The 18336-nt window shown below is 70.3% G+C and carries 16 protein-coding genes; 12 read left to right on the top strand and 4 right to left on the bottom strand.

What is annotated here, in order from left to right; genetic code table 11:
- Nucleotides 1–238 precede the first annotated feature (238 nt).
- Together AB0H62_RS09815 and AB0H62_RS09810 are read right to left on the bottom strand one after the other, a co-directional pair.
- Nucleotides 239–754 carry a nitroreductase family protein gene (locus AB0H62_RS09815; protein WP_220242976.1) on the bottom strand — a complete coding sequence of 172 codons (516 nt, stop codon included), beginning with the start codon at nucleotides 752–754 and terminating at the stop codon, nucleotides 239–241.
- A gap of 229 nt (nucleotides 755–983) precedes the next feature.
- On the bottom strand, nucleotides 984–1211 hold the full coding sequence (locus tag AB0H62_RS09810) for a hypothetical protein (protein ID WP_360585305.1): 228 nt from the start codon (nucleotides 1209–1211) through the stop codon (nucleotides 984–986).
- Nucleotides 1212–1619: 408 nt separating this feature from the next.
- Here AB0H62_RS09810 and AB0H62_RS09805 point away from each other — a divergent pair, with 408 nt between their 5' ends.
- The 12 genes from AB0H62_RS09805 to AB0H62_RS09750 all read left to right on the top strand — a co-directional run bounded on the left by AB0H62_RS09805 (nucleotide 1620) and on the right by AB0H62_RS09750 (nucleotide 15807).
- Nucleotides 1620–2003 carry a hypothetical protein gene (locus tag AB0H62_RS09805; protein WP_360585303.1) on the top strand — a complete coding sequence of 128 codons (384 nt, stop codon included), beginning with the start codon at nucleotides 1620–1622 and terminating at the stop codon, nucleotides 2001–2003.
- 72 nt (nucleotides 2004–2075) lie between these two features.
- On the top strand, nucleotides 2076–3083 hold the full coding sequence (gene pstC / locus AB0H62_RS09800; protein WP_220242973.1) for a phosphate ABC transporter permease subunit PstC: 1008 nt from the start codon (nucleotides 2076–2078) through the stop codon (nucleotides 3081–3083).
- The gene (gene pstA, locus AB0H62_RS09795; RefSeq protein WP_360585301.1) at nucleotides 3080–4279 is read left to right on the top strand and encodes a phosphate ABC transporter permease PstA; all 1200 of its coding nucleotides are present in this window, start codon (nucleotides 3080–3082) and stop codon (nucleotides 4277–4279) included. The genes pstC and pstA overlap by 4 nt, the downstream gene beginning before the upstream one ends.
- Nucleotides 4276–5883: a phosphate ABC transporter substrate-binding protein PstS gene (gene pstS, locus AB0H62_RS09790; RefSeq protein ID WP_360585299.1), complete on the top strand. Its 1608-nt coding sequence runs from the start codon at nucleotides 4276–4278 to the stop codon at nucleotides 5881–5883. The genes pstA and pstS overlap by 4 nt, the downstream gene beginning before the upstream one ends.
- A complete protein-coding gene (locus AB0H62_RS09785) occupies nucleotides 5880–8273 on the top strand; it encodes a hypothetical protein (RefSeq protein WP_360585297.1) in 2394 nt (797 codons plus the stop codon). The genes pstS and AB0H62_RS09785 overlap by 4 nt, the downstream gene beginning before the upstream one ends.
- A gap of 151 nt (nucleotides 8274–8424) precedes the next feature.
- Nucleotides 8425–9411: a hypothetical protein gene (locus AB0H62_RS09780; protein ID WP_255638298.1), complete on the top strand. Its 987-nt coding sequence runs from the start codon at nucleotides 8425–8427 to the stop codon at nucleotides 9409–9411.
- Between the two features lie 20 nt (nucleotides 9412–9431).
- Nucleotides 9432–11012: an Ig-like domain-containing protein gene (locus AB0H62_RS09775; protein WP_255638297.1), complete on the top strand. Its 1581-nt coding sequence runs from the start codon at nucleotides 9432–9434 to the stop codon at nucleotides 11010–11012.
- A gap of 82 nt (nucleotides 11013–11094) precedes the next feature.
- Entirely contained in the window at nucleotides 11095–12174 is a 1080-nt protein-coding gene (locus AB0H62_RS09770) for a DUF916 domain-containing protein (RefSeq protein ID WP_360585294.1), read from the top strand.
- Nucleotides 12158–12889 carry a hypothetical protein gene (locus tag AB0H62_RS09765; RefSeq protein WP_220242970.1) on the top strand — a complete coding sequence of 244 codons (732 nt, stop codon included), beginning with the start codon at nucleotides 12158–12160 and terminating at the stop codon, nucleotides 12887–12889. The genes AB0H62_RS09770 and AB0H62_RS09765 overlap by 17 nt, the downstream gene beginning before the upstream one ends.
- Nucleotides 12890–12927: 38 nt before the next feature.
- Nucleotides 12928–14112, top strand: coding sequence for a hypothetical protein (locus AB0H62_RS09760; RefSeq protein ID WP_255638296.1), 1185 nt, complete (start codon nucleotides 12928–12930; stop codon nucleotides 14110–14112).
- Nucleotides 14106–14993, top strand: a complete 888-nt coding sequence (locus tag AB0H62_RS09755; protein ID WP_360585292.1) for a class E sortase — start codon at nucleotides 14106–14108, stop codon at nucleotides 14991–14993. The genes AB0H62_RS09760 and AB0H62_RS09755 overlap by 7 nt, the downstream gene beginning before the upstream one ends.
- A gap of 10 nt (nucleotides 14994–15003) precedes the next feature.
- On the top strand, nucleotides 15004–15807 hold the full coding sequence (locus tag AB0H62_RS09750; RefSeq protein WP_220242968.1) for a phosphate ABC transporter ATP-binding protein: 804 nt from the start codon (nucleotides 15004–15006) through the stop codon (nucleotides 15805–15807).
- A gap of 3 nt (nucleotides 15808–15810) precedes the next feature.
- Here AB0H62_RS09750 and AB0H62_RS09745 read toward each other — a convergent pair whose 3' ends face one another.
- Both AB0H62_RS09745 and AB0H62_RS09740 read right to left on the bottom strand, forming a co-directional pair.
- Nucleotides 15811–16305, bottom strand: a complete 495-nt coding sequence (locus AB0H62_RS09745; RefSeq protein ID WP_360585289.1) for a cupin domain-containing protein — start codon at nucleotides 16303–16305, stop codon at nucleotides 15811–15813.
- Between the two features lie 440 nt (nucleotides 16306–16745).
- Nucleotides 16746–17642: a phosphotransferase gene (locus tag AB0H62_RS09740; protein ID WP_360585287.1), complete on the bottom strand. Its 897-nt coding sequence runs from the start codon at nucleotides 17640–17642 to the stop codon at nucleotides 16746–16748.
- Between the last annotated feature and the right edge of the window lie 694 nt (nucleotides 17643–18336).

Raw genomic sequence — 18336 nt, 5'->3', positions numbered from 1 at the left:
CAGCAGGCCGGCGCTCACCGGCCACACCGACGTGGTCGGCTCCGTCGCCTTCGCCCCCGACGGCGCGCGTCTCGCCACCGCCGCACCGTCCCCCGCCAGGGTGCGGCGTACCCCGGCATCGGACGGCGCCTGGTCAGGCGCCATGGTCGAGCTGGTCACAGGGCGGGGCGGTCGCCACGGCACCCATCCTGGGCACGCCGAGGTGGGCGGACAAGCCTTTCGAGCGTGCTCGAAACGGTCACCACCGGCCGCGGTGCACGACCTCGTCGAACGGGCGGCGCGTGGGGTTCTTGATGGGCCGGAGCGGCCGGTCGGCGGGGTAGCCGATGGCCAGCATGAGCGACACGACGTGGTCGCCCGGCACCCCGAGGATCTCGCGCGCCCGGTCCTGGTCGCCGATCGAGGAGTGCCCGGTGCCGATGCCGAGGTCGGCGGCCGCGAGCATCATCGCGTAGGTGGCCTGTCCGAGGTCGTACTGGTCGAGCACGCGCGTTCGGTCGTCGGCCGGTTCGGGCACCACCAGCACGATCGCGGCCTGGGCGCCGGCGAGGTGCCCGGCGCCCTGCCAGACCGTGGAGAGCTCACGCAGCTGCGCGCGGTCGGTCACGAGCACGAAGTCCCAGTGCTGGCGATTCGACGCCGAGGGTGAGCGCCAGCCGGCCTCGGCGATCCGCGTGAGGTGTTCTTCGGCCACCGGCTCGCCGGTGTAGCTGCGCACGTTGCGACGGGCGCGAATGGCGTCCCAGGTCTCCATGGTGCTCTCCTCTTCGCAGGTCGGACCGGTGCCGGAAAAGACCATTGCGGGACAAGGCTGCCACGGCGGACGCGAGCACCGCTACCTCGTCACCCGTGAGACCCGGGTGATCCACTGTGGACGAGAGCCGGCCCCGAGCAAGGTGGGGTTCGGCGCGGCTCTTGAACTGCTCCGAACGGCGGAAAGTGCGCCGCACGGTGCGCGGCGCACTTTCCCGGGAACTGGACGACTAGTTCTGCACGAGCCAATGGCGGATCTGGCCACCGCTGATGGTGATCCTCTGGCAGTCGAGCGAAGCGCCCGGGTGGCCGACCGCGTACACCGCCAGCCCGACGCGGCACGCGGGCTCGTTGTCATACGTCGCGATCACCGTCTGGGCCAAGGCGATCGCGTTCCCGCCGAGGACCAACGCGCCGGCGACCAGTCCCGTGGCGACGACCTTGCTGCTGAGCTTCACGATTCTCTCCAGTCCTGCTCGCGCTCGAACCTTCGTGGTGATCATGACACGGCATCGGGGCGTACCCGGTGCTTTTGTCACATCGAGGTGAAGGTGGGGAAGAAGTGTTGCCCTGTCGGCGAAAGCCCACCGTTGCGGGCAAACGGGCAGGGTAGATTCGTCCCTGCCGTGAACGCTGCCCTGGTGCTCGGGTCGGCCGCGGTGGTAGCCGTCGCGCACGTCACCGTCCGGCGCGCCCGGATCGAGCCGCCACCCGGATCGCCGGATGCGGGGTGCTCGACCCGAGTGTGCGTTTAATCCCCTGTGAACGGTTGGAGCACGTGCGCGCTGCCCGTTGTTCGGCTGGCGTATACCGACGTGGGTGAGCCTGAGCGCGTCGGTCGGGGACCGCTGGAATAAAGGAAAACGATGGCCGAGCCTCGGTTCGAGATGGTGTCCATCTCGGTTGCTGGACTGAATGGACGAGCGCATTCCGATGCGGGGTGGGCCGTCAGGTGGCGTTTTCTCTCAGCCAACAACCGCAGCATCGCACAGTCGGTTAATTCCTTCCCTGATGGTGATTCCTGTGCCTTCGCGGTGCAGACGCTCAAGGCCGGTCTCAAGCTCGCGGAAGTCTTGACCGTGCGCGACGAGCAGGGGATGTGGCTCTGGCAGCTCCGCCTGGACGGAACGTCGGTGGGGGTGTCCAGCCGCAAGTACCGCCGCCGCCTGCACGCGATCAATTCGGGTAGTTCTTTTCATCAACTGGCCGAATCCAGCCGCGAGATCAACCGAACGCGTGTTCGTCCGTAGTTAATGTTTTTGCCCGGCCTGAGACAGCTGTCCGGGTAAAGCTGCGCGTGCGTGATTCGGAGAGGAGGGGACATGACTGGGGTACTCGAACACGCCGGCGGGGAAACGCAGGCCCGCCGGAAGACCGGAAGACCCGGCGGCGCCGACCGCTTCTTCCGCCTGGCACTGCTGGGTGCCGGGCTGCTGGTGCTCACGATCATGGTGGTGGTCGGCGGTTTCCTGCTGAAGAACGGAAGCCAGGCGCTCGGCCGGTCCGGACTGTCCTTTCTCACCACGCAGGCCTGGCAGCCCGACTCCGGCAACTTCGGCATCGCCGCGGTGCTCGTCGGCACGCTGCTCATCGCCGGAACCGCGCTGTGTGTGGCCTTTCCGCTGGCCTGCGGAGTGGCGCTGTACATCTCGGAGTACGCGCCGCCGCGGCCGAAGCGGGTGCTGATCAGCCTGGTGGACCTCATGGCCGCCGTCCCGAGCGTGGTCTACGGCCTCTTCGGCGCGGTGTTCCTGCAGTGGAACCTGCTCGACGTGCCGCGGTGGCTCTCGGTGCACCTCGGCTGGTTCCCGCTGTTCACAGTGGACGGTTACGACGCGAACGATCCCCTGAGCAGCCAGACGGTGTTCGCCAGCTCTACCTTCTTCGCCGGCCTGGTCGTCGGGATGATGGTGATGCCGATCACCTGCTCGGTCATGCGGGAGTCGTTTTCCCAGGCGCCACCCGGAGAACGGGAAGGCGCGTATGCGCTCGGCGCCACGCGCTGGGGCATGATCCGCAGCGTCGTGCTGCCCTACGGCCGCGGCGGGATGATCGGCGGCACCATGCTCGGCCTCGGCCGCGCGCTCGGCGAGACCATCGCGGTGTACATGATCATCGCCCCCGTCTTCACGATCCAGCCACACGTGCTGCAGAGCGGCGCGAACTCCGTGTCGGCGCTCATCGCCCAGCAGTGGGGCGCGGCCAGCCCGTTCGGCCTCTCGGCGCTGATGGCGGCCGGGCTCGCGCTGTTCGCCCTCACGCTCGTCGTCAACTTCGGCGCGTCCGCGATCATCGCGCGCAGCCGCTCCGGACAGGGGAGTGAGGCATGACCGCCCTGGACACCCGGGAAACCCCGGAGATCCCCGAACTCCCCGAGTTCGACGACACACCCGAAACGTCCGAACGCCGGAGGGTCACCCGCCCCGGCCGCCGCGCGGACACGGTGAACGTCGTGGGCGCGCTCGCCGCCGCCGTCGCGCTGACCGCGATCGTGTTCACCCAGCTCGCCCCGTTCTGCGGCGCGATCGGGTTCCTCGCGATCGCGTGGCTGCTCTTCCTGGGCCTCTACGCGCTGCTGGTCTCCCTGACCGACAACGCGCTGACGGTCCGCGATCGCCTGGTCTCCGCGATCGTCCACAGCCTCGCCGCGTTCGCGTTGCTGTCGCTCATCACGATCGTCGGCTACCTGCTGGTGCGCGGCATCGACGCGTTGAGCCACTGGAACTTCTTCACCGAGGACATGGCCAACGCCGGCCCGCTCGACCCGCTGAGCCAGGGCGGCATCATCCACGCGGCGGTCGGCACGCTGGAGCAGATCGCCATCGCGCTTGTGCTCACCGTGCCCTTGGGACTGACGTGCGCGGTGTTCCTCAACGAGACCCGAGGCTTCTTCTCCCGCCTGGTGCGCACGATCGTCGACGCGATGACCGCGCTGCCGTCCATCGTGGCCGGTCTGTTCGTCTACGCCGCGCTGATCCTCTCGCTGGGGCTGGAGAAATCGGGCCTGGCCGCGGGTTGCGCGATCAGCGTGATGATGCTGCCGATCGTGATCCGAGCCTCCGACGTGGTGATCCGGCTCGTGCCCGGCTCGCTGCGAGAAGCGTCGCTCGCGCTGGGCGCCGGGCAGCTGCGCACGGTGTGGCACGTCGTGCTGCCGACCGCGCGCTCGGGGCTGACCACCGCGATCCTGCTCGGCACCGCGCGCGGCATCGGCGAAACGTCCCCGGTGCTGATCACCGCCGGGTTCACCGCCTACCTCAACGCCGACCCGTTCTCGGGACCGCAGATCTCCTTGCCGCTGGAGACTTTCTCGCTCGTCACTTCGCCGGAGGAAGCGATGAAGGCCCGCGGGTTCGGCGCCGCCGCCGTGCTGATGCTGCTGGTGCTCGTGCTGTTCGTGATCGCCCGGCTGGCGGGCGGCCGCCCGGCCGGAGAGCTGACCCGCGGCGGACGCCGGCGCCGGGAACGCGCCTCGGCCGCAGACCGGGAACGGTTCATTCAGAGGATGCAGGGGGAGCAACAGTGAGAAGCCGTATCTTCCGCTGGGTCGCGCTCGCGCTGGCGCTGGTGCTGCTCGGCCAGAGCACCGCGTTCGCGCAGGGCTACGTGCCCATCAGCGGCGCGGGGTCCACGTGGAGCTCGAACGCGCTCGATCAGTGGCGCAAGAACGTCGGCCAGTACGGCATGCGGATCAGCTACGCCGCCACCGGTTCGACCGACGGCCGCAACCAGTTCAAGGCGGGCCAGGTCGACTTCGGTGTCTCGGAGATCCCGTACGGTCTGACCGACGCCGGCGTCACCGACGTCGCGCCGACCAACCGCGGCTTCGCGTACATGCCGATCGTCGCCGGTGGTACCGCGTTCATGTACAACCTGCACATCGGCAACACCCGCGTGACGAACCTGCGGCTCTCGGGCAAGACCCTGACCGGGATCTTCACCGGCGCCATCACCAGCTGGGCCGATCCGCAGATCAAGACCGACAACCCGGGCCTGACGCTGCCGGCCCGCAAGATCATCCCCGTGGTGCGCTCGGACGGCTCGGGCACCAGCGCGCAGTTCACCACCTACATGGCCCGCCAGTACGGCTCACTGTGGGACGCCTTCTGCCGCAAGGCCGGGCGTGCCACGCCATGCGGGTTCACCTCGAACTACCCGCTCGTGCCGCCGATGATCGGGCAGTCGGGCTCGCTCGGCGTCACGAACTTCGTGCGGCAGGACCAGAGCGAGGGCGCGATCACCTACGTCGAGTACTCCTACGCGCGCAACGCCGGGTTCCCCATCGCCAAGGTGCTCAACCAGGCCGGGTACTACATCGAGCCGAAAGCGCCGAGCGTCGCGGTCGCGCTGCTCGCGGCCCAGATCAAACCGGACCTGACGCAGGAGCTCGGGGCCGTCTACACGAACCCCGACCCGCGCACGTATCCGCTGTCCAGCTACAGCTACATGATCCTGCCGACGACGCCGACGGCGCCGTTCACCGTCGAAAAAGGACGGACGCTGTCGGACTTCGCCTACTACTTCCTGTGCGAGGGCCAGCAACAGGCCGACCAGCTGGGTTACTCGCCGCTGCCGATCAACCTCGTGAAGGCCGGCCTGAACCAGGTGGCCCGGATCCCCGGCTCGACGAAGAAGCCCACTGACATCACGAAGTGCAACAACCCGACGTTCTCGCCGGACGGCACGAACCTGCTGGCCAAGAACGCCCCGCAACCCTCGCCGTGCGACAAGATCGGCGTGGTCCAGTGCACTACCGGCACCGGCGGCGCGAAGTCCTCGACTCCGAACAACGGCGGCCCGGGCGGCCGTTCGAACTCCACCGGAGGACCGGGTGGCACGGCGGGCAACACCGGCGGCACGGCCGGCACGCCGGGAAACACGAGCTCGAACCCGGGCGCGCCAGGCACGACCAACGGGCCCGGCGGCGGTGCGATCGACCCCGACACCGGCCTGCCCGTCGGCACGCAGAACCTCGCCGACGGCGGCTCTTCCGTGCCCGTGTCGCTCGCCCAGCGCGACGACGCCACGGCCGCGCTGCTCACGTCCGTGGCCGTCGCGCTGCTGCTCGGGCTCGTGATCGGTCCGCCGTTCCTCGCTCGGCGCCTCACGAAGGACAGGGACCGGTCGTGAAATACCTCAGACTCCTGCTCGCGGCCCTGCTCGCCCTGGCCGCGCTGCTCGTGGCCGCCCCCAGCCAGGCCGAGACCGGCTCCGAGGTCACCGTGCCGGGCACCGGCGCGTTCTCCGCGCTGAAGATCACGGTCAGCCAGACCACGGATCTCATCAACCAGACCGTGCGGGTGACCTGGACCGGCGGGCAGCCGACCGGCCCGTCGGGCAACTTCGCCACCAACTACCTGCAGATCATGCAGTGCTGGGGCGACCCGCCGACCGGCCCGACCCGCGAGCAGTGCCAGTACGGCGGCCTCGCCGCGCAGGGCTCACCGGTGGCGGGCGCGTGGACGCGGCTGCGCCAGGTCAGCTACGGCACGTTGGTCGACCAGCAGGAGACGCTCAAACCCGAGGCGGGCAAACAGGCCGTGGTGCCGTTCACGTCCGTCTCCGGGGTCACGACGACCTCGACCGGCGAGTTCTTCACCGCGGGAACCACCAACGAGGTCCCGCTCGCCAAGACCCGGCTCGACGGCGGCGGCGAGGTCGATTTCGAGGTGCAGACCGCGCTCGAGGCCGACGGCCTCGGCTGCGGCACCGTCGTGAACGGCGCGCCACGAGCGTGCTGGCTGGTGATCGTGCCGCGCGGCAACACCGAGGTCGACGGCACCCAGGTCGGCGTCGGGGACAACCGGCCGCAGCTGGACTCCTCGCCGTTGAGCGAGACCAACTGGGAGAACCACATCTCCGTGCCGCTGAAGTTCCAGCCGGTCGGCGACTCGTGCCCCCTCGGCTCGGCCGAGCGGCAGACCTCGGGCGACGAGTTCCTCTCCGAAGCCGTGCTGCGGTGGCAGCCGACGCTGTGCGCCGGCGGCGGCACCGTCTACGGCTTCACCCAGGTGCCCGACGGCGTCGCCCGCCAGACCGTGGTCTCGGACAACCCCGGGCTCGCGTTCATGACCGATCCCGTACCGCAGGGCCAAGTCACGAAACCTCTTGTCTACGCACCGATCGCCCTGTCGGGCCTCAGCATCGCGTTCATCACCGAACGCCAGTCGGCGGGTGAAGGCGTGGTGCCGCCCGAAGTGTGGCAACGCGACGGCGAGCAGATCACCGAGATGAACCTGAACCCGCGGCTCGTCGCGAAACTGCTCACGCAGTCCTACGTGCTGTCGCTGCCGGTGCGCCAGGACTACCTCAAGGGCAACCCGGACTCGCTCACACTCGATCCCGAGTTCCTCAAGCTCAACCCCGATTTCGAGGACTCGGGCCGGCTGATGTCCGCGGTGGACGCCCTGGTGCCCACAGTGGACATGGACGCCACCACCATGCTGTGGAACTGGATCAAGGCCGACAAGGACGCGTCGGACTTCGTCAACGGCGTGCCCGATCCCTACGGCATGAAGGTCAACCCGTCCTTCCGCGGCACGAACCTGCCGGTGTCGAACTTCCCGCGCTCTGACCTGACCTGCGCCGGCACGGGGAACCTCGCCAGCTGCGCACTCGACCTGCGTCCGCTCGCCAACGACATGCACGAGGCCGGCCGCGCCATCAGCCGCGGTGACACGCTGGGCAAGGCGCCCACCGGCTTCTCGACGCCGACCGGCGCACCCGAGCTCAAGGCCGTCGACCGCGAGCCGCAGGGCCAGCGCAGCCTGCTCGCGGTGGTCGACACGCCGACCGCCGAACGCTACGGCCTGCCCACGGCCAAGCTGCGCAACTCCTCCGGCGCGTTCGTCGCGCCGACCGACACGGCGATGCTCGCCGCCGTCGCGGCCGCGAAACCCGGTGCCACCAAGGACGTCCTGCACCTCGACCCGACGACCACCGCGGCCGACGCCTACCCGCTCACCAACCTCGCCTACGCCGCCACGGCACCGTCCGCTTTGGACAAACAGGCGGGCACCGACTACGCCGCGTTCCTCAAGTACGCGGTGGGCGACGGCCAGCGGCCGGGCGTCGAACCGGGCACCTTGCCCGCCGGGTACGTGCCGCTGCCCGATTCGCTGCGTTCGCAGACCGTGGCCGCCGCGGACATCATCGCGGCCGAGTCCGGCCAGACCTCGCCCCCGCCCGCCGACGACACGTCCGGCCAGGGCTCGGGCGGCGGGCTCGGCGGAGGTGTCCAGCCCCCGGCCTTCGCCGGGTCCGGTGGCACGGGCGACACGGGTGGCGCGCCCGGCACCGGCGCCGGACCTCCGCCGTCCGTTCCCGGCGGGGCGCCCCTGGCGGTCAAGGCACCGTCGACTTCCACGGCCAATCCGCAGAACGTGGCGCAGACGCGGCCGACCCCGGGCTCGCCCGTCGGCTTCGTGCGCTACCTGCTGGTGATCCTGCTCGCGGCGGGCGCGGTCGCCGTCGCCTCCGGGCCGGCGCTGACGCGCCTGAGCAAGCGGATGGGGAGGTGATGTCCGCGGCCCGCCGTGTCAGGAGCGGCAACTCCTGACCCGACGAGCCGGGTGCAACCGGCAAGACCGGCGTCACGCCTGCGAAAAGCACTGACGCCGGCGAGCTCGGACGAAGAGTCCGGGCATACCTGCTGAGCAAAGGATACCTGAAGTGAGCAAGAGAAGAACCCTGGTCACGGTCGCCGCGGCGGCCTTGGTCCTCGGCCTGAGCGGGGTGGCCCAGGCCGACCCGAGCGGCGCTCCCACCTTCCGCCAGCTCGCGGGTGTCGGTTCCGACACCACGCAGGGCGTGATGAACGGCCTCTCCGACACGATCACCGTCGGCGGCACCAAGATCATCGCCTCCTACGACGCGGTGGGCTCGGCCAGCATCACCACGAAGGACGCGGCGACCACGCCGGGCTGCACCATGACCCGTCCGGCCAACTCGGGTGAGGGCGTCAACGCCCTCGTCGCCTCGCTCGACGCCGGCGACAACTGCGTGCAGTTCGCGCGGTCCTCGAGCAACAACTCCGCGAGCTACGCGGGCAAGAACCTCACCTACGTGCCGTTCGCCGTCGACGCGGTGACCTACGCGGTGCGCTCGGACAGCTCGATCTCGAAGAAGCTGACCACAGCGCAGCTCAAGAGCGTCTACAACTGCACCGCTCCGGGTGTGGGCACCACGTACAAGCCGCTGCTGCCGAAGTTCGGTTCGGGCACGCGCGCGTTCTTCCTGTCCTCGCTGGGCCTGACGAACGCCGCGAACTTCACCACGACGTTCCCGTGCGTGCACGACACCGACACCACGGGCGCGCCGATCGAGGAGAACACCGGCACGTTCCTGACCGACCCGGCGAACGTCGCGCCGTACTCGATCGCCGCGTACCAGAGCCAGATCACCGGCGTGGTCCCGGCCGTGCAGGGCAAGGCCGTGCTGGCCACGCTCAACGGCATCTCGCCGACGTCGCTGAACACCGCCTCGTCGTTCAAGCGTGACGTCTACAACGTCGTCCCGACGGGCCAGCTGGCCAACGCGCCGTACGCCGGCACCTTCGCCGGCACCGGCTCCGCGATCTGTGGCGCCACCGACGTGATCACGAAGTACGGCTTCGGCAAGGCCGCCAACTGCGGCGACACCAGCATCGTCACGCCCTGACCCGGAAAAGGACCTCTTCCATGAGCACCAGATCCCTGCTGCGCCGCGTCGCCGTGGGCGGTGTCATCGTCACCGCCGCGCTGGCGGCGATGGGCACGCTCTCGACGGCCTCGGCCGCCGTTCCGCCGGGCACGCTCGGCACCCTGACCCTGAGCCCGGCCACGGGCGTCGACACCACCGCGGGCGTGGCCACCACGTCGGCGGGCTGCCCGGACACGGCTGACGCGTACTACCTGTACGTGTTCGGCCCCGGCGGTTTCACGAACGGTCTCATCGCGACGACCACCACCGACGTCGGCCTGTCCCACACGGACGGTTTCCCCGTCCAGCTGGGCCTGTCGATGAAGGACATCGCGCTGGACAACAGCACCACCGTCCAGCCGGGCCGCTACGACCTGGTCGCGAGCTGCATCGACTCGTTCTCGCAGGAGGTGCAGGGCACCTTCACCCAGGCGATCTACTTCACCGACGCCACGCACTACCAGAGCACCGACCCCGACGCGCCGGTCTCGACCAGCACGTCGCTCGCGGTCTCGCCGGCTTCCCCGGCGACGCAGGGCAGCCCCGTCACCCTGACCGCCACGGTCACCCCGGCCTCGGCCGGCGGCACCGTGCAGTTCAAGGACGGCGCGGCGAACCTGGGCTCGCCGGTGGCCGTGAACGGTGGCACCGCCGCCCTCACGACGTCGGCGCTGTCCGCCGGCAGCCACTCGCTGACCGCCGTCTTCACCGGTGGTTCGCAGAACGTCGGCGGCTCGACCTCGGCCGCGGTGACCTACCAGGTCAACGCCCCGGTCGCGACCCCGACCACGACCGCGCTCTCGGTCACGCCGAGCGGCACGGCTCAGCAGTTCAGCACGGTGACGCTGAACGCGTCGGTCACCCCCGCGGGTGCGGCCGGCTCGATCCAGTTCACCGACGGTGGCGCGAACCTGGGCAACCCGGTCGCGCTGTCCGGTGGCACCGCGACGCTGACCACTTCGACGCTGGGCGTGGGCGACCACACCTTCACTGCCAAGTTCGTCCCCGCCAACGCGGCGGCGTTCGTGGCTTCGGAGTCGGCCGGCGTGCCGCTGTCGGTGACCGCCTTCGCGGGCGTTGCCACCTCGGAGAACATCACCACGACCGTCAACGCGGGTGAACTGCTCATCAGCGTCGACAACGAGAACGTGACCCTGCCTTCGCCGGCGATGCTCCCCGACGCCTCGATGCTGCAGACCTCGGGCCAGCTGAACCCGGTCACGGTCACCGACACCCGCGCCGGGAACCCGGGCTGGAACGTCTCCGGCCAGGCGACCGACTTCGGTGACGGTGCCTCGCACGCGATCAACGCCGCCAACCTCGGCTGGACCCCGGTCCTCGTCGACAAGGTGGCCGCGCAGAACATCACCGCGGGCCCGGCCGTCGGCCCGGCCGCGGCTGTGGAGCCGGGCACGGCCGCGCCGGCGGGCCTCGGCCTGGCGGGCTCCCGCACCCTCGCCACCGCCGCTTCGAACGGTGGCAACGGCACGGCGCACCTCGGCGCCGGGCTTTCGCTGAACGTGCCGACGTCGACCGTCGCCGGCACCTACACCGCAGTGCTCACCCTCACTGCCATCTGATCACCGGGTCTCCGGCGGCGCGGTGCCGGCCGCCCGCCGGAGACCCGGCCCCAGTTGTTCTTCCGTTCGAAGGGAAACGCCGATGCGCCTCGTGGCACTGGCCGCCGCGCTCCTGCTGGGTTTCGCGCCCGCAGCCACCGCCTCCGCCGCTCCCGCCGCCGAGGTGCACCCGTCTTCGCACCCCGTGGCCCAGGGCGCTCTTCTGCCGGCCGCTCAGCCGCCCGCGGGGGACCAGCGTGTGACGTTCGGCGTCCGTCCTGCCACCGCGAAGGCGCCGGACAACCGCCCGAGTTTCGGTTACGGTGCCACGCCCGGCGCCGTCGTCAAGGACTACGTCGCCGTCTCCAACGTCGGCACCACACCGGTGACGCTGAAGATCTACGCGAGCGACGCGTTCAACACCCCGGAGGGCGGGTTCGACCTGCTCGCCGCCGGCAAGAAGTCGGTGGACGCCGGGGCCTGGACCAAACCCGCGCAGACCAGCGTTTCCCTCAAGCCGCGCTCGGTCTCGATCGTTCCCTTCAGCCTGACCATCCCCGTGAACGCGACCCCCGGTGACCACGCGGCGGGCATCGTCGCCGCGCTGACCACCGAGCAGACGGGCGCGAACGGGCAGCGGGTCTCGGTCGAGCAACGCGTCGGTGCGCGCATCTACCTGCGCGTGACCGGGCAGCTCACGCCGCGGCTCGCGATCACCGGCCTCACCGGCACCTACGACCCGACGCCGTTCGGCCGCGGCGACGCGACCGTGAGCTACACCGTGCGCAACACCGGCAACACCCGCCTTTCGGGCACACAGCGCGTGGGCGTGAGCACGCCGTGGGGGACCACTGTGGACAGTGCGGCGCTGCCGCCGATCCCGGAGCTGTTGCCGGGCGGGCTGTTCAAGGTGACCACGAAGGTCTCCGGCCTGCTGCCCGCCGGTTGGCTGGACGCGACCGTGCACGTCGACCCGCACCCCGTGGCCGGGTTCACCGATCCGGTGGAGCCGGTCGAGGAGACCCTGACGCTGAGCGCCGTGCCGTGGGCGTTCCTCGGGATCCTCGTGGCCCTGATCCTCGGCGTGCTCGGCGTGGTGGCCACCCGGCGCAGGCGTCGACGCGGTGGCACGACCGAAGCCCCGCCCGCGGAGGAGGTGGCCGAACATGCGGCTGCGCACTGAGCTCCTCCTGGTGGCGGGTGGGCTGGTCCTGTTCGCCGCGCCCGCGCAGGCGGCGCCGATCGGCGGCCTGGTCGTGACCCCCGGTGAGGGCCAGGACGCGTCCTCGATCCGCATGCACACCAGTGCCGGCTGCCCGGCCGACGCCGACGCGTACTACGCGAACCTGCGCGGCAAGGGCATGCCCGCGGCCGGGCAAGTGGTCGTCGCGAACACCGACGTCGGGATGTCGCACACCGGCGGCTTCGACGTGTTCCTCGCCCAGACGCTCAAGGACTACGCGAAGGACAACGGAACCACGCTCTCGGGCACCTACGACGTGACGCTGTACTGCATCGACTCGTTCAGCCAGGAGAGCAAGGGCGAGTTCACCGCGGAGCTGAAGTTCGAGAGCGCCGTGAAGTACGCGGCGCTCGGCGCGGCGAAGGGCCCGAACCGGGCGCCGGAGACCACGTCCTCGGCGCCGCCGCCTTCGCGTGCGGTTCCGCCGACGTGGGCCGTCCCGGCCCAGCCCGGCGCGGGTTCGACCCCGGTCACGCTCCCCGGATCCGGCAGCAGCGGTGGGCCGACGACCATCGCTCCGGCACCGGAAAACGTTGCCGCGAAGGCGGAATCTTCGCCGACGCTGATCGGCGCGTTCGCCCTCGTGGCGGGCGTGGGCCTGGTGGTCGCCGCGGTGGCGCTCGCCGCGTGGGTGGTGCGCCGGCGTGCCCGGTGAAGTGCGGTTGTCCCCTGAACAGCGGAAGGAAAGCTTTCATGCGTAAGCGTCAGCTCATCGTGGCGGGCGCCTCGGTGGCCGCGGCGGCGATCGTCGTGGTCACCCTGGTGACCTCCACCGCCTCGGCCGCGCTGCCCCCGCCGGGCAGCCTCGGCACCCTCACCCTCGAACCGCCCACGGGCACCGGGAACACGGCGCCGGTCGTGCGGACGTCGCAGGGTTGCACCCCGGACTCCGACTCCTACATCGCCCACGTCTTCGGGCCCGGTGGGTTCGCGCCCGGGCTGGTGGCGACATTCGGCCTGCAGGACGTGGACTTCTCGACCACGCAGCCGTTCCCGGTGCAGTTCACCAAGGGCATGACCGACATCGCGACGGACAACCAGACCGAGGTCGTCGCCGGCACCTACGTGGTTCAGGTGTCCTGTATGGACTCGTTCTCGCAGACGCCGACCGGCACGTTCACGACGAACATGTACTTCACGGACCCGACGCACTACCAGTCGACCGATCCGAGCGGGCCGCCCGTGTCGACGACGCCGACCACGCCGACGTCGGTGAGCACCTCGCAGCCGACCTCGACCACGACCACCACGTCGACGTCCACGACCACCACGGGCACCACGACGTCCACGGGCACCACGACGGCCACGCCGACGTCGACGGCCACTCCGTCCACTTCGGAAACATCGGACACCCCGACCTCGACCTCGTCGACGGCCACCACGTCGGACACGCCGACATCGACCACGACCACCACCGGCACCACGACGACGGGCACCACGACCACCACCGGCACATCCACGTCGACCTCGACCACGACGACCCGCACGTCGACCACGACCTCGAGCCCGGTGTCGACCACCACCACTCCGCACACGACGACGCCCACCCCGACGAGCACGAGCACCACCCCGACCGGCACGTCCACGACGACGTCCTCGGGCACGGTCTCCAACACCGAGACCACCGACTCCTCGTCGAGCTCGGCGACGTCCACAAGCGACACTTCGGCGACCGTTACGGCCGGGGACACCAGCACTCCCGGCTCCGGCGGCGGTACGGGCGAGAACGTCGGCACCTCCGTGCCGGGCCGTACGCTGGCCTACACCGGCGTCGACCTCGGGTTCTTGATCCTCGCCGCGGCCGTGCTGATCGGGCTGGGCGCCGTGGCGCTCATCGTGGTCCGCCGTCGCAGGGCGGACGCCCGCCGCACATGGTGACCATCGAGACGGGCACCGCCGCACCGCCGACGGGGAAACCCGCGGCGGTGTGGGTGACCGGGCAGGCGCTGTCGATCGTCGGCGCGCTGATGCTGTGCCTGGTCGTGCAGATCGCCGTGATCGGGCAGCTGGCGCACAACCGCGACCAGGACCGGGCGTACGCGGCGTTCCGCGACCAGCTCGCCAACGCGACCGCGCCGGCCGGCGGCTACGACCCCGGCGGGCACCCGCTCGAGCCGGGGACTCCGGTGGCGGTGCTGACGGTGCCGCGGATCGGTGTGCGCGAGGTCGTCGGCGAGGGGTCCACGTCGGAGGTCCTGAAGTCCGGGCCGGGGCACCGCCGCGACACGGTGCTGCCGGGCCAGGCGGGCACGAGCGTGGTGCTCGGCCGGCGCGCGGGGTACGGCGCGCCGTTCCTCGACATCGGCAAGCTCAAACGCGGTGACCTGATCAGCGTCACCACCGGGCAGGGCAAGCACGAGTACGAGGTGCTGGGCGTGCGCCACAGCGGCGACCCGCAGCCGGCCCCGCCCGCGCAGGGCCAGGGCCGGCTGACGCTCGTCACCGCCGATGGCCCGCCCGGCCTGCCCGCCGACGTCCTGCGCGTGGACGCGCGTCTGCTCACCCCGGCCGTCGGGATCGGGGGTGTGCTGCCGGCGTCGGCGATGAGCGAGTCGGAGCAGGCGCTGTCGGGCGACCCGGCGGCGATGGTGCCGCTCGTGCTGTGGGGGCTGCTGCTCGTGGTGAGCGCGGCCGGAGTCGTGTACGTCCACCAACGCGTCGGCAAGTGGCATTCGTGGGTGATCGGGGTGCCGCTGCTCGGCGCGCTCGGCGTCACGGTGGCCGACCAGGCGGCTTCGCTGCTGCCGAACCTGTTGTGAGGAGACCAGGATGACCATGCTGCTGCCGTCGGTCGAGGAGACCACGTCGATCGAGGCGCGCGCGGTGTCCGCGTGGTTCGGCGACCGGAAGGTGCTCGACCGCGTGTCGCTGACCATGCCCGCGCGGTCCGTCACCGCGCTGATCGGCCCGTCGGGGTGCGGGAAGTCGACCTTCCTGCGCATCCTCAACCGCATGCACGAGCTCGTGCCGAGCGCCACGCTCGCCGGCGAGGTCCTCCTCGGGGGCGACGACATCTACGACCCGTCGTGGAAGCTCACCGACGCGCGCCGCCACATCGGCATGGTGTTCCAGAAGCCCAACCCGTTCCCGGCGATGTCCATCTTCGACAACGTCACCGCGGGCCTGAAACTCACGGGCACCAAGGTGCGCGGCTCCGAAAAGGACGATCTCGTCGCCGAGTGCCTCATCAAGGCCGGCCTGTGGAAAGAGGTCCGCGACCGCCTCCGCCAACCGGGCGGCGCGCTGTCCGGCGGGCAGCAGCAGCGCTTGTGCATCGCGCGCGCCCTCGCGGTCCGCCCGAAGGTCCTGCTCATGGACGAGCCCTGCTCGGCGCTGGACCCCACTTCGACGCGCCGCATCGAGCAGACGATCGAGGACCTCAGCGGCGAGGTGACCATCGTGATCGTCACCCACAACATGCAGCAGGCCCAACGGGTTTCCGCGCAGTGCGCCTTCTTCCTCGCCGAAGAGGGCGCCCCTGGCGGCATCGTGGAGGCCGGCCCGACCACCACGATCTTCGAGTCCCCGCACGACGACCGCACCGCCGACTACGTCCACGGCCGCTTCGGCTGAGCGTCAGTTGTCACCGTTGAGGATCACCGTCGGCGGCGTCCCCTTCGCCTTCACGTAGAACACGGCCAGCTTCGCCGGCTCCGTCGCACTCGCGTTGCGACTCACGACGTGCACATCGGTGGGGGACTCGTAGAACACGCCACCCGTGGGGACGGTCTGCAGCTTGCCGCCCTTCACTTGCGTGACAACACTTCCCTCGAGGACGTAGACGAACAGGTCGCAGTTGTGCCGGTGCACCTGGGAGGCTTCCCCGGGCGCGAAGTCGACGATCTCGATCATGCCCTCCTTGCCGGCGATGTCGGGCAGGCTCTGCGTCATGAGCCGGGTGACGGCTCCGGCTTTCGTCTGGTGACCGTCCGGGCTGGTGCTGTGGGGGTCGGTGCTTTGGGGGCTGCTGCTCGATGCCGGTGCCATGTCGGCCGCTTCGCCGGCACTGCACGCCGCGACGCTGCCCAGTGCCAGCAGGGAAACCAGCGCTGCCTTGATCGTCTTGTTCATGTCTTGCACTCCCACCCGGTAGTTGATCTCCCTCTCGACGTTAAGGTCGGGATGGCACCGGAACGCGGGTCACTTCAGGCCAAGATCATTGGGCCACTTTCACGGCGAGGGCCACACCGTGGCGTCGACCAGCCGCCCGCGCTCCGCGTCAGACGGTCTCGCGGACGATTGGTCGTCAGGGCGCCGGGAAGATCAGGCGAAGGACCCTGCTCGACCCGAAGGCGAGTTCGATCAGTCCCTGGCATGCGGCTGCGTGGTGGCGTCAGCGACTGCATGAACGGTAGAACGGTTACCCCTGCGTGACGACGATCGTCGTGCGGACATCCCGAGACGACCAGGTTGTTGTCCCGCCGCGACTGCACACGCCTACGATCTGCTGCGGTGACGGGCTGCCACATGGCCCTCGACCAGGATCGAGAACAGGTTCGAAGCAGCGTGCATCAAACGCCCTTCAGAACACGATCAAGTGCCGCCCGGCCTGCAGGTCCCCAGTGAGGTTTGCCGCCGGGGAGGCCTCGATCTCCGTTCTGCCCCATGAGCATCAGGAAGAGGCTCTTCATGGCGGCCAGCCCGCGGGCGCGCCGGATCGCCGCCTCATCTGCGTGCGCGTACGTGTCGAAGAACCGTGCGGCCGTGCCCGCGGGTAGCAGCACCCATGCGGCGGCGAGGTCCCACGCCGGATCGCCGGCGAACATGTCACCGAAGTCGACGATGCCCGAGAGCGTTCCGTCCGAGACGACGGCGTTCGCGGGATGGAGGTCGCCGTGCACCCACACCGGCGGGCCCTCCCACGCGTGGGCTGCAACGGCGTCGGCCCAGACGGCCCGGACGTCTGCAGCGATGTCGTCGGGAGCAACGGCCTGGAGGAAGTTCTCGAAGCCGCCCGTGCAGTTCCGGGGATGGGCTCCGCGGTCTGCGGCGATCGGTGCCTCGGTAGGTGCCTCCACGTGGAGCGCCTGGAGGAAGCCCGCCAGCGTGTCGGCCGCATGGGCGCCGCGGCTGATCGTGGCGTGGTCCAGCGGCTCGCCGGGAACCCACGTCATCACGGTCCAGTGCTTGGGGAAGCGCTCGGACGGCGCGCCGAACCGCGCCGGGGTCGGCACCGGGAGCGGCAGGAGCGGGGCCAACACGGGTAGCCATCGCCGCTCCTTGAGCTGGAGCTCCGGGGTGGGGTCCATGCGCTGCATGCGCACGGCCAACTCGTCCCCCAGGCGCCACATTTGGTTGCCCCAGCCGCCCGCCACCTCGCGGATGGCCAGCCCTGCAAGGTCTGGATGTTGCTCCTGCAACAGGTCGCGGACCAGGTCTGCGGTGATCTCGATCTCGGAGTCGGTCACGCGAAGTCAGTGTACTGACGCAGCAGGCGGAGTCGCGGATCGGAGGCTTTGCGACGGAACGGCCCCAAAGTTCAGAGAAGCCAGCCATCCAGCGTCGGCTCGAACGCCCACGACCAGCCCGTCCGCGACGCCGGCACCTCCCGAGCCGGCTGCGCCAACGACAACTGCACCGGCGGGCGCGCCGACGCCACAGCTACCCCGCACCCACGCGGCGCCGCCGGAACCCACCTGCCCAACAGCCAACGCCGGCGACGAATAGCCCAGGTTCCGCCTCCTGCAGGCGCAGGAATCCGCGAACCCACTCACTTCCGTCCCACTTGAACTCGTAGGCGAGGGTGGAGTGATCGGTACTGCGTACGCCACAGCCGGCGACGGCCTGTCGAGCACGCCGATGCCGACGAGCACGACCAACGGTCACCCTGACGACGGTGCGCGAGAGGGCAGGGTGCGAAACGGCCGAGAGCGAGCAGGCGGCGAAGAAGTGCTTCCGACGCGGGAAGGCCGAGGCCGGTCCGGGCGGCGCGCTTCTCCGGACTGAGACGGAACGTCCTTGATCACTGATGCCCGGGTTCGTCACTGCGGCGGGTCGGTGAGCGCACGTAGGTTCCATGGTGCGCCTGTCGGCGCGGATCTTCCTTCGGACGGGCGCACCGGTACCCGTCCTGTTGGGGCAGCCGGTTTGGCCGGCCCTGCC

It is taken from the genome of Amycolatopsis sp. NPDC050768 (genome assembly GCF_040654155.1).
Lineage (GTDB): Bacteria > Actinomycetota > Actinomycetes > Mycobacteriales > Pseudonocardiaceae > Amycolatopsis.
Note: the sequence above shows the minus strand (reverse complement) of the source record. Positions and strands in the feature narration are given on the sequence as shown.

Coding starts and splice junctions, on each gene's coding strand:
- pstC (WP_220242973.1), top strand. CDS start 2,076: ATGACTGGGGTACTCGAACACGCCGGCGGGGAAACGCAGGCCCGCCGG.
- AB0H62_RS09770 (WP_360585294.1), top strand. CDS start 11,095: ATGCGCCTCGTGGCACTGGCCGCCGCGCTCCTGCTGGGTTTCGCGCCC.
- AB0H62_RS09815 (WP_220242976.1), bottom strand. CDS start 754: ATGGAGACCTGGGACGCCATTCGCGCCCGTCGCAACGTGCGCAGCTAC.
- AB0H62_RS09750 (WP_220242968.1), top strand. CDS start 15,004: ATGACCATGCTGCTGCCGTCGGTCGAGGAGACCACGTCGATCGAGGCG.
- AB0H62_RS09805 (WP_360585303.1), top strand. CDS start 1,620: ATGGCCGAGCCTCGGTTCGAGATGGTGTCCATCTCGGTTGCTGGACTG.
- pstA (WP_360585301.1), top strand. CDS start 3,080: ATGACCGCCCTGGACACCCGGGAAACCCCGGAGATCCCCGAACTCCCC.
- AB0H62_RS09765 (WP_220242970.1), top strand. CDS start 12,158: ATGCGGCTGCGCACTGAGCTCCTCCTGGTGGCGGGTGGGCTGGTCCTG.
- AB0H62_RS09755 (WP_360585292.1), top strand. CDS start 14,106: ATGGTGACCATCGAGACGGGCACCGCCGCACCGCCGACGGGGAAACCC.
- AB0H62_RS09775 (WP_255638297.1), top strand. CDS start 9,432: ATGAGCACCAGATCCCTGCTGCGCCGCGTCGCCGTGGGCGGTGTCATC.
- AB0H62_RS09745 (WP_360585289.1), bottom strand. CDS start 16,305: ATGAACAAGACGATCAAGGCAGCGCTGGTTTCCCTGCTGGCACTGGGC.
- AB0H62_RS09760 (WP_255638296.1), top strand. CDS start 12,928: ATGCGTAAGCGTCAGCTCATCGTGGCGGGCGCCTCGGTGGCCGCGGCG.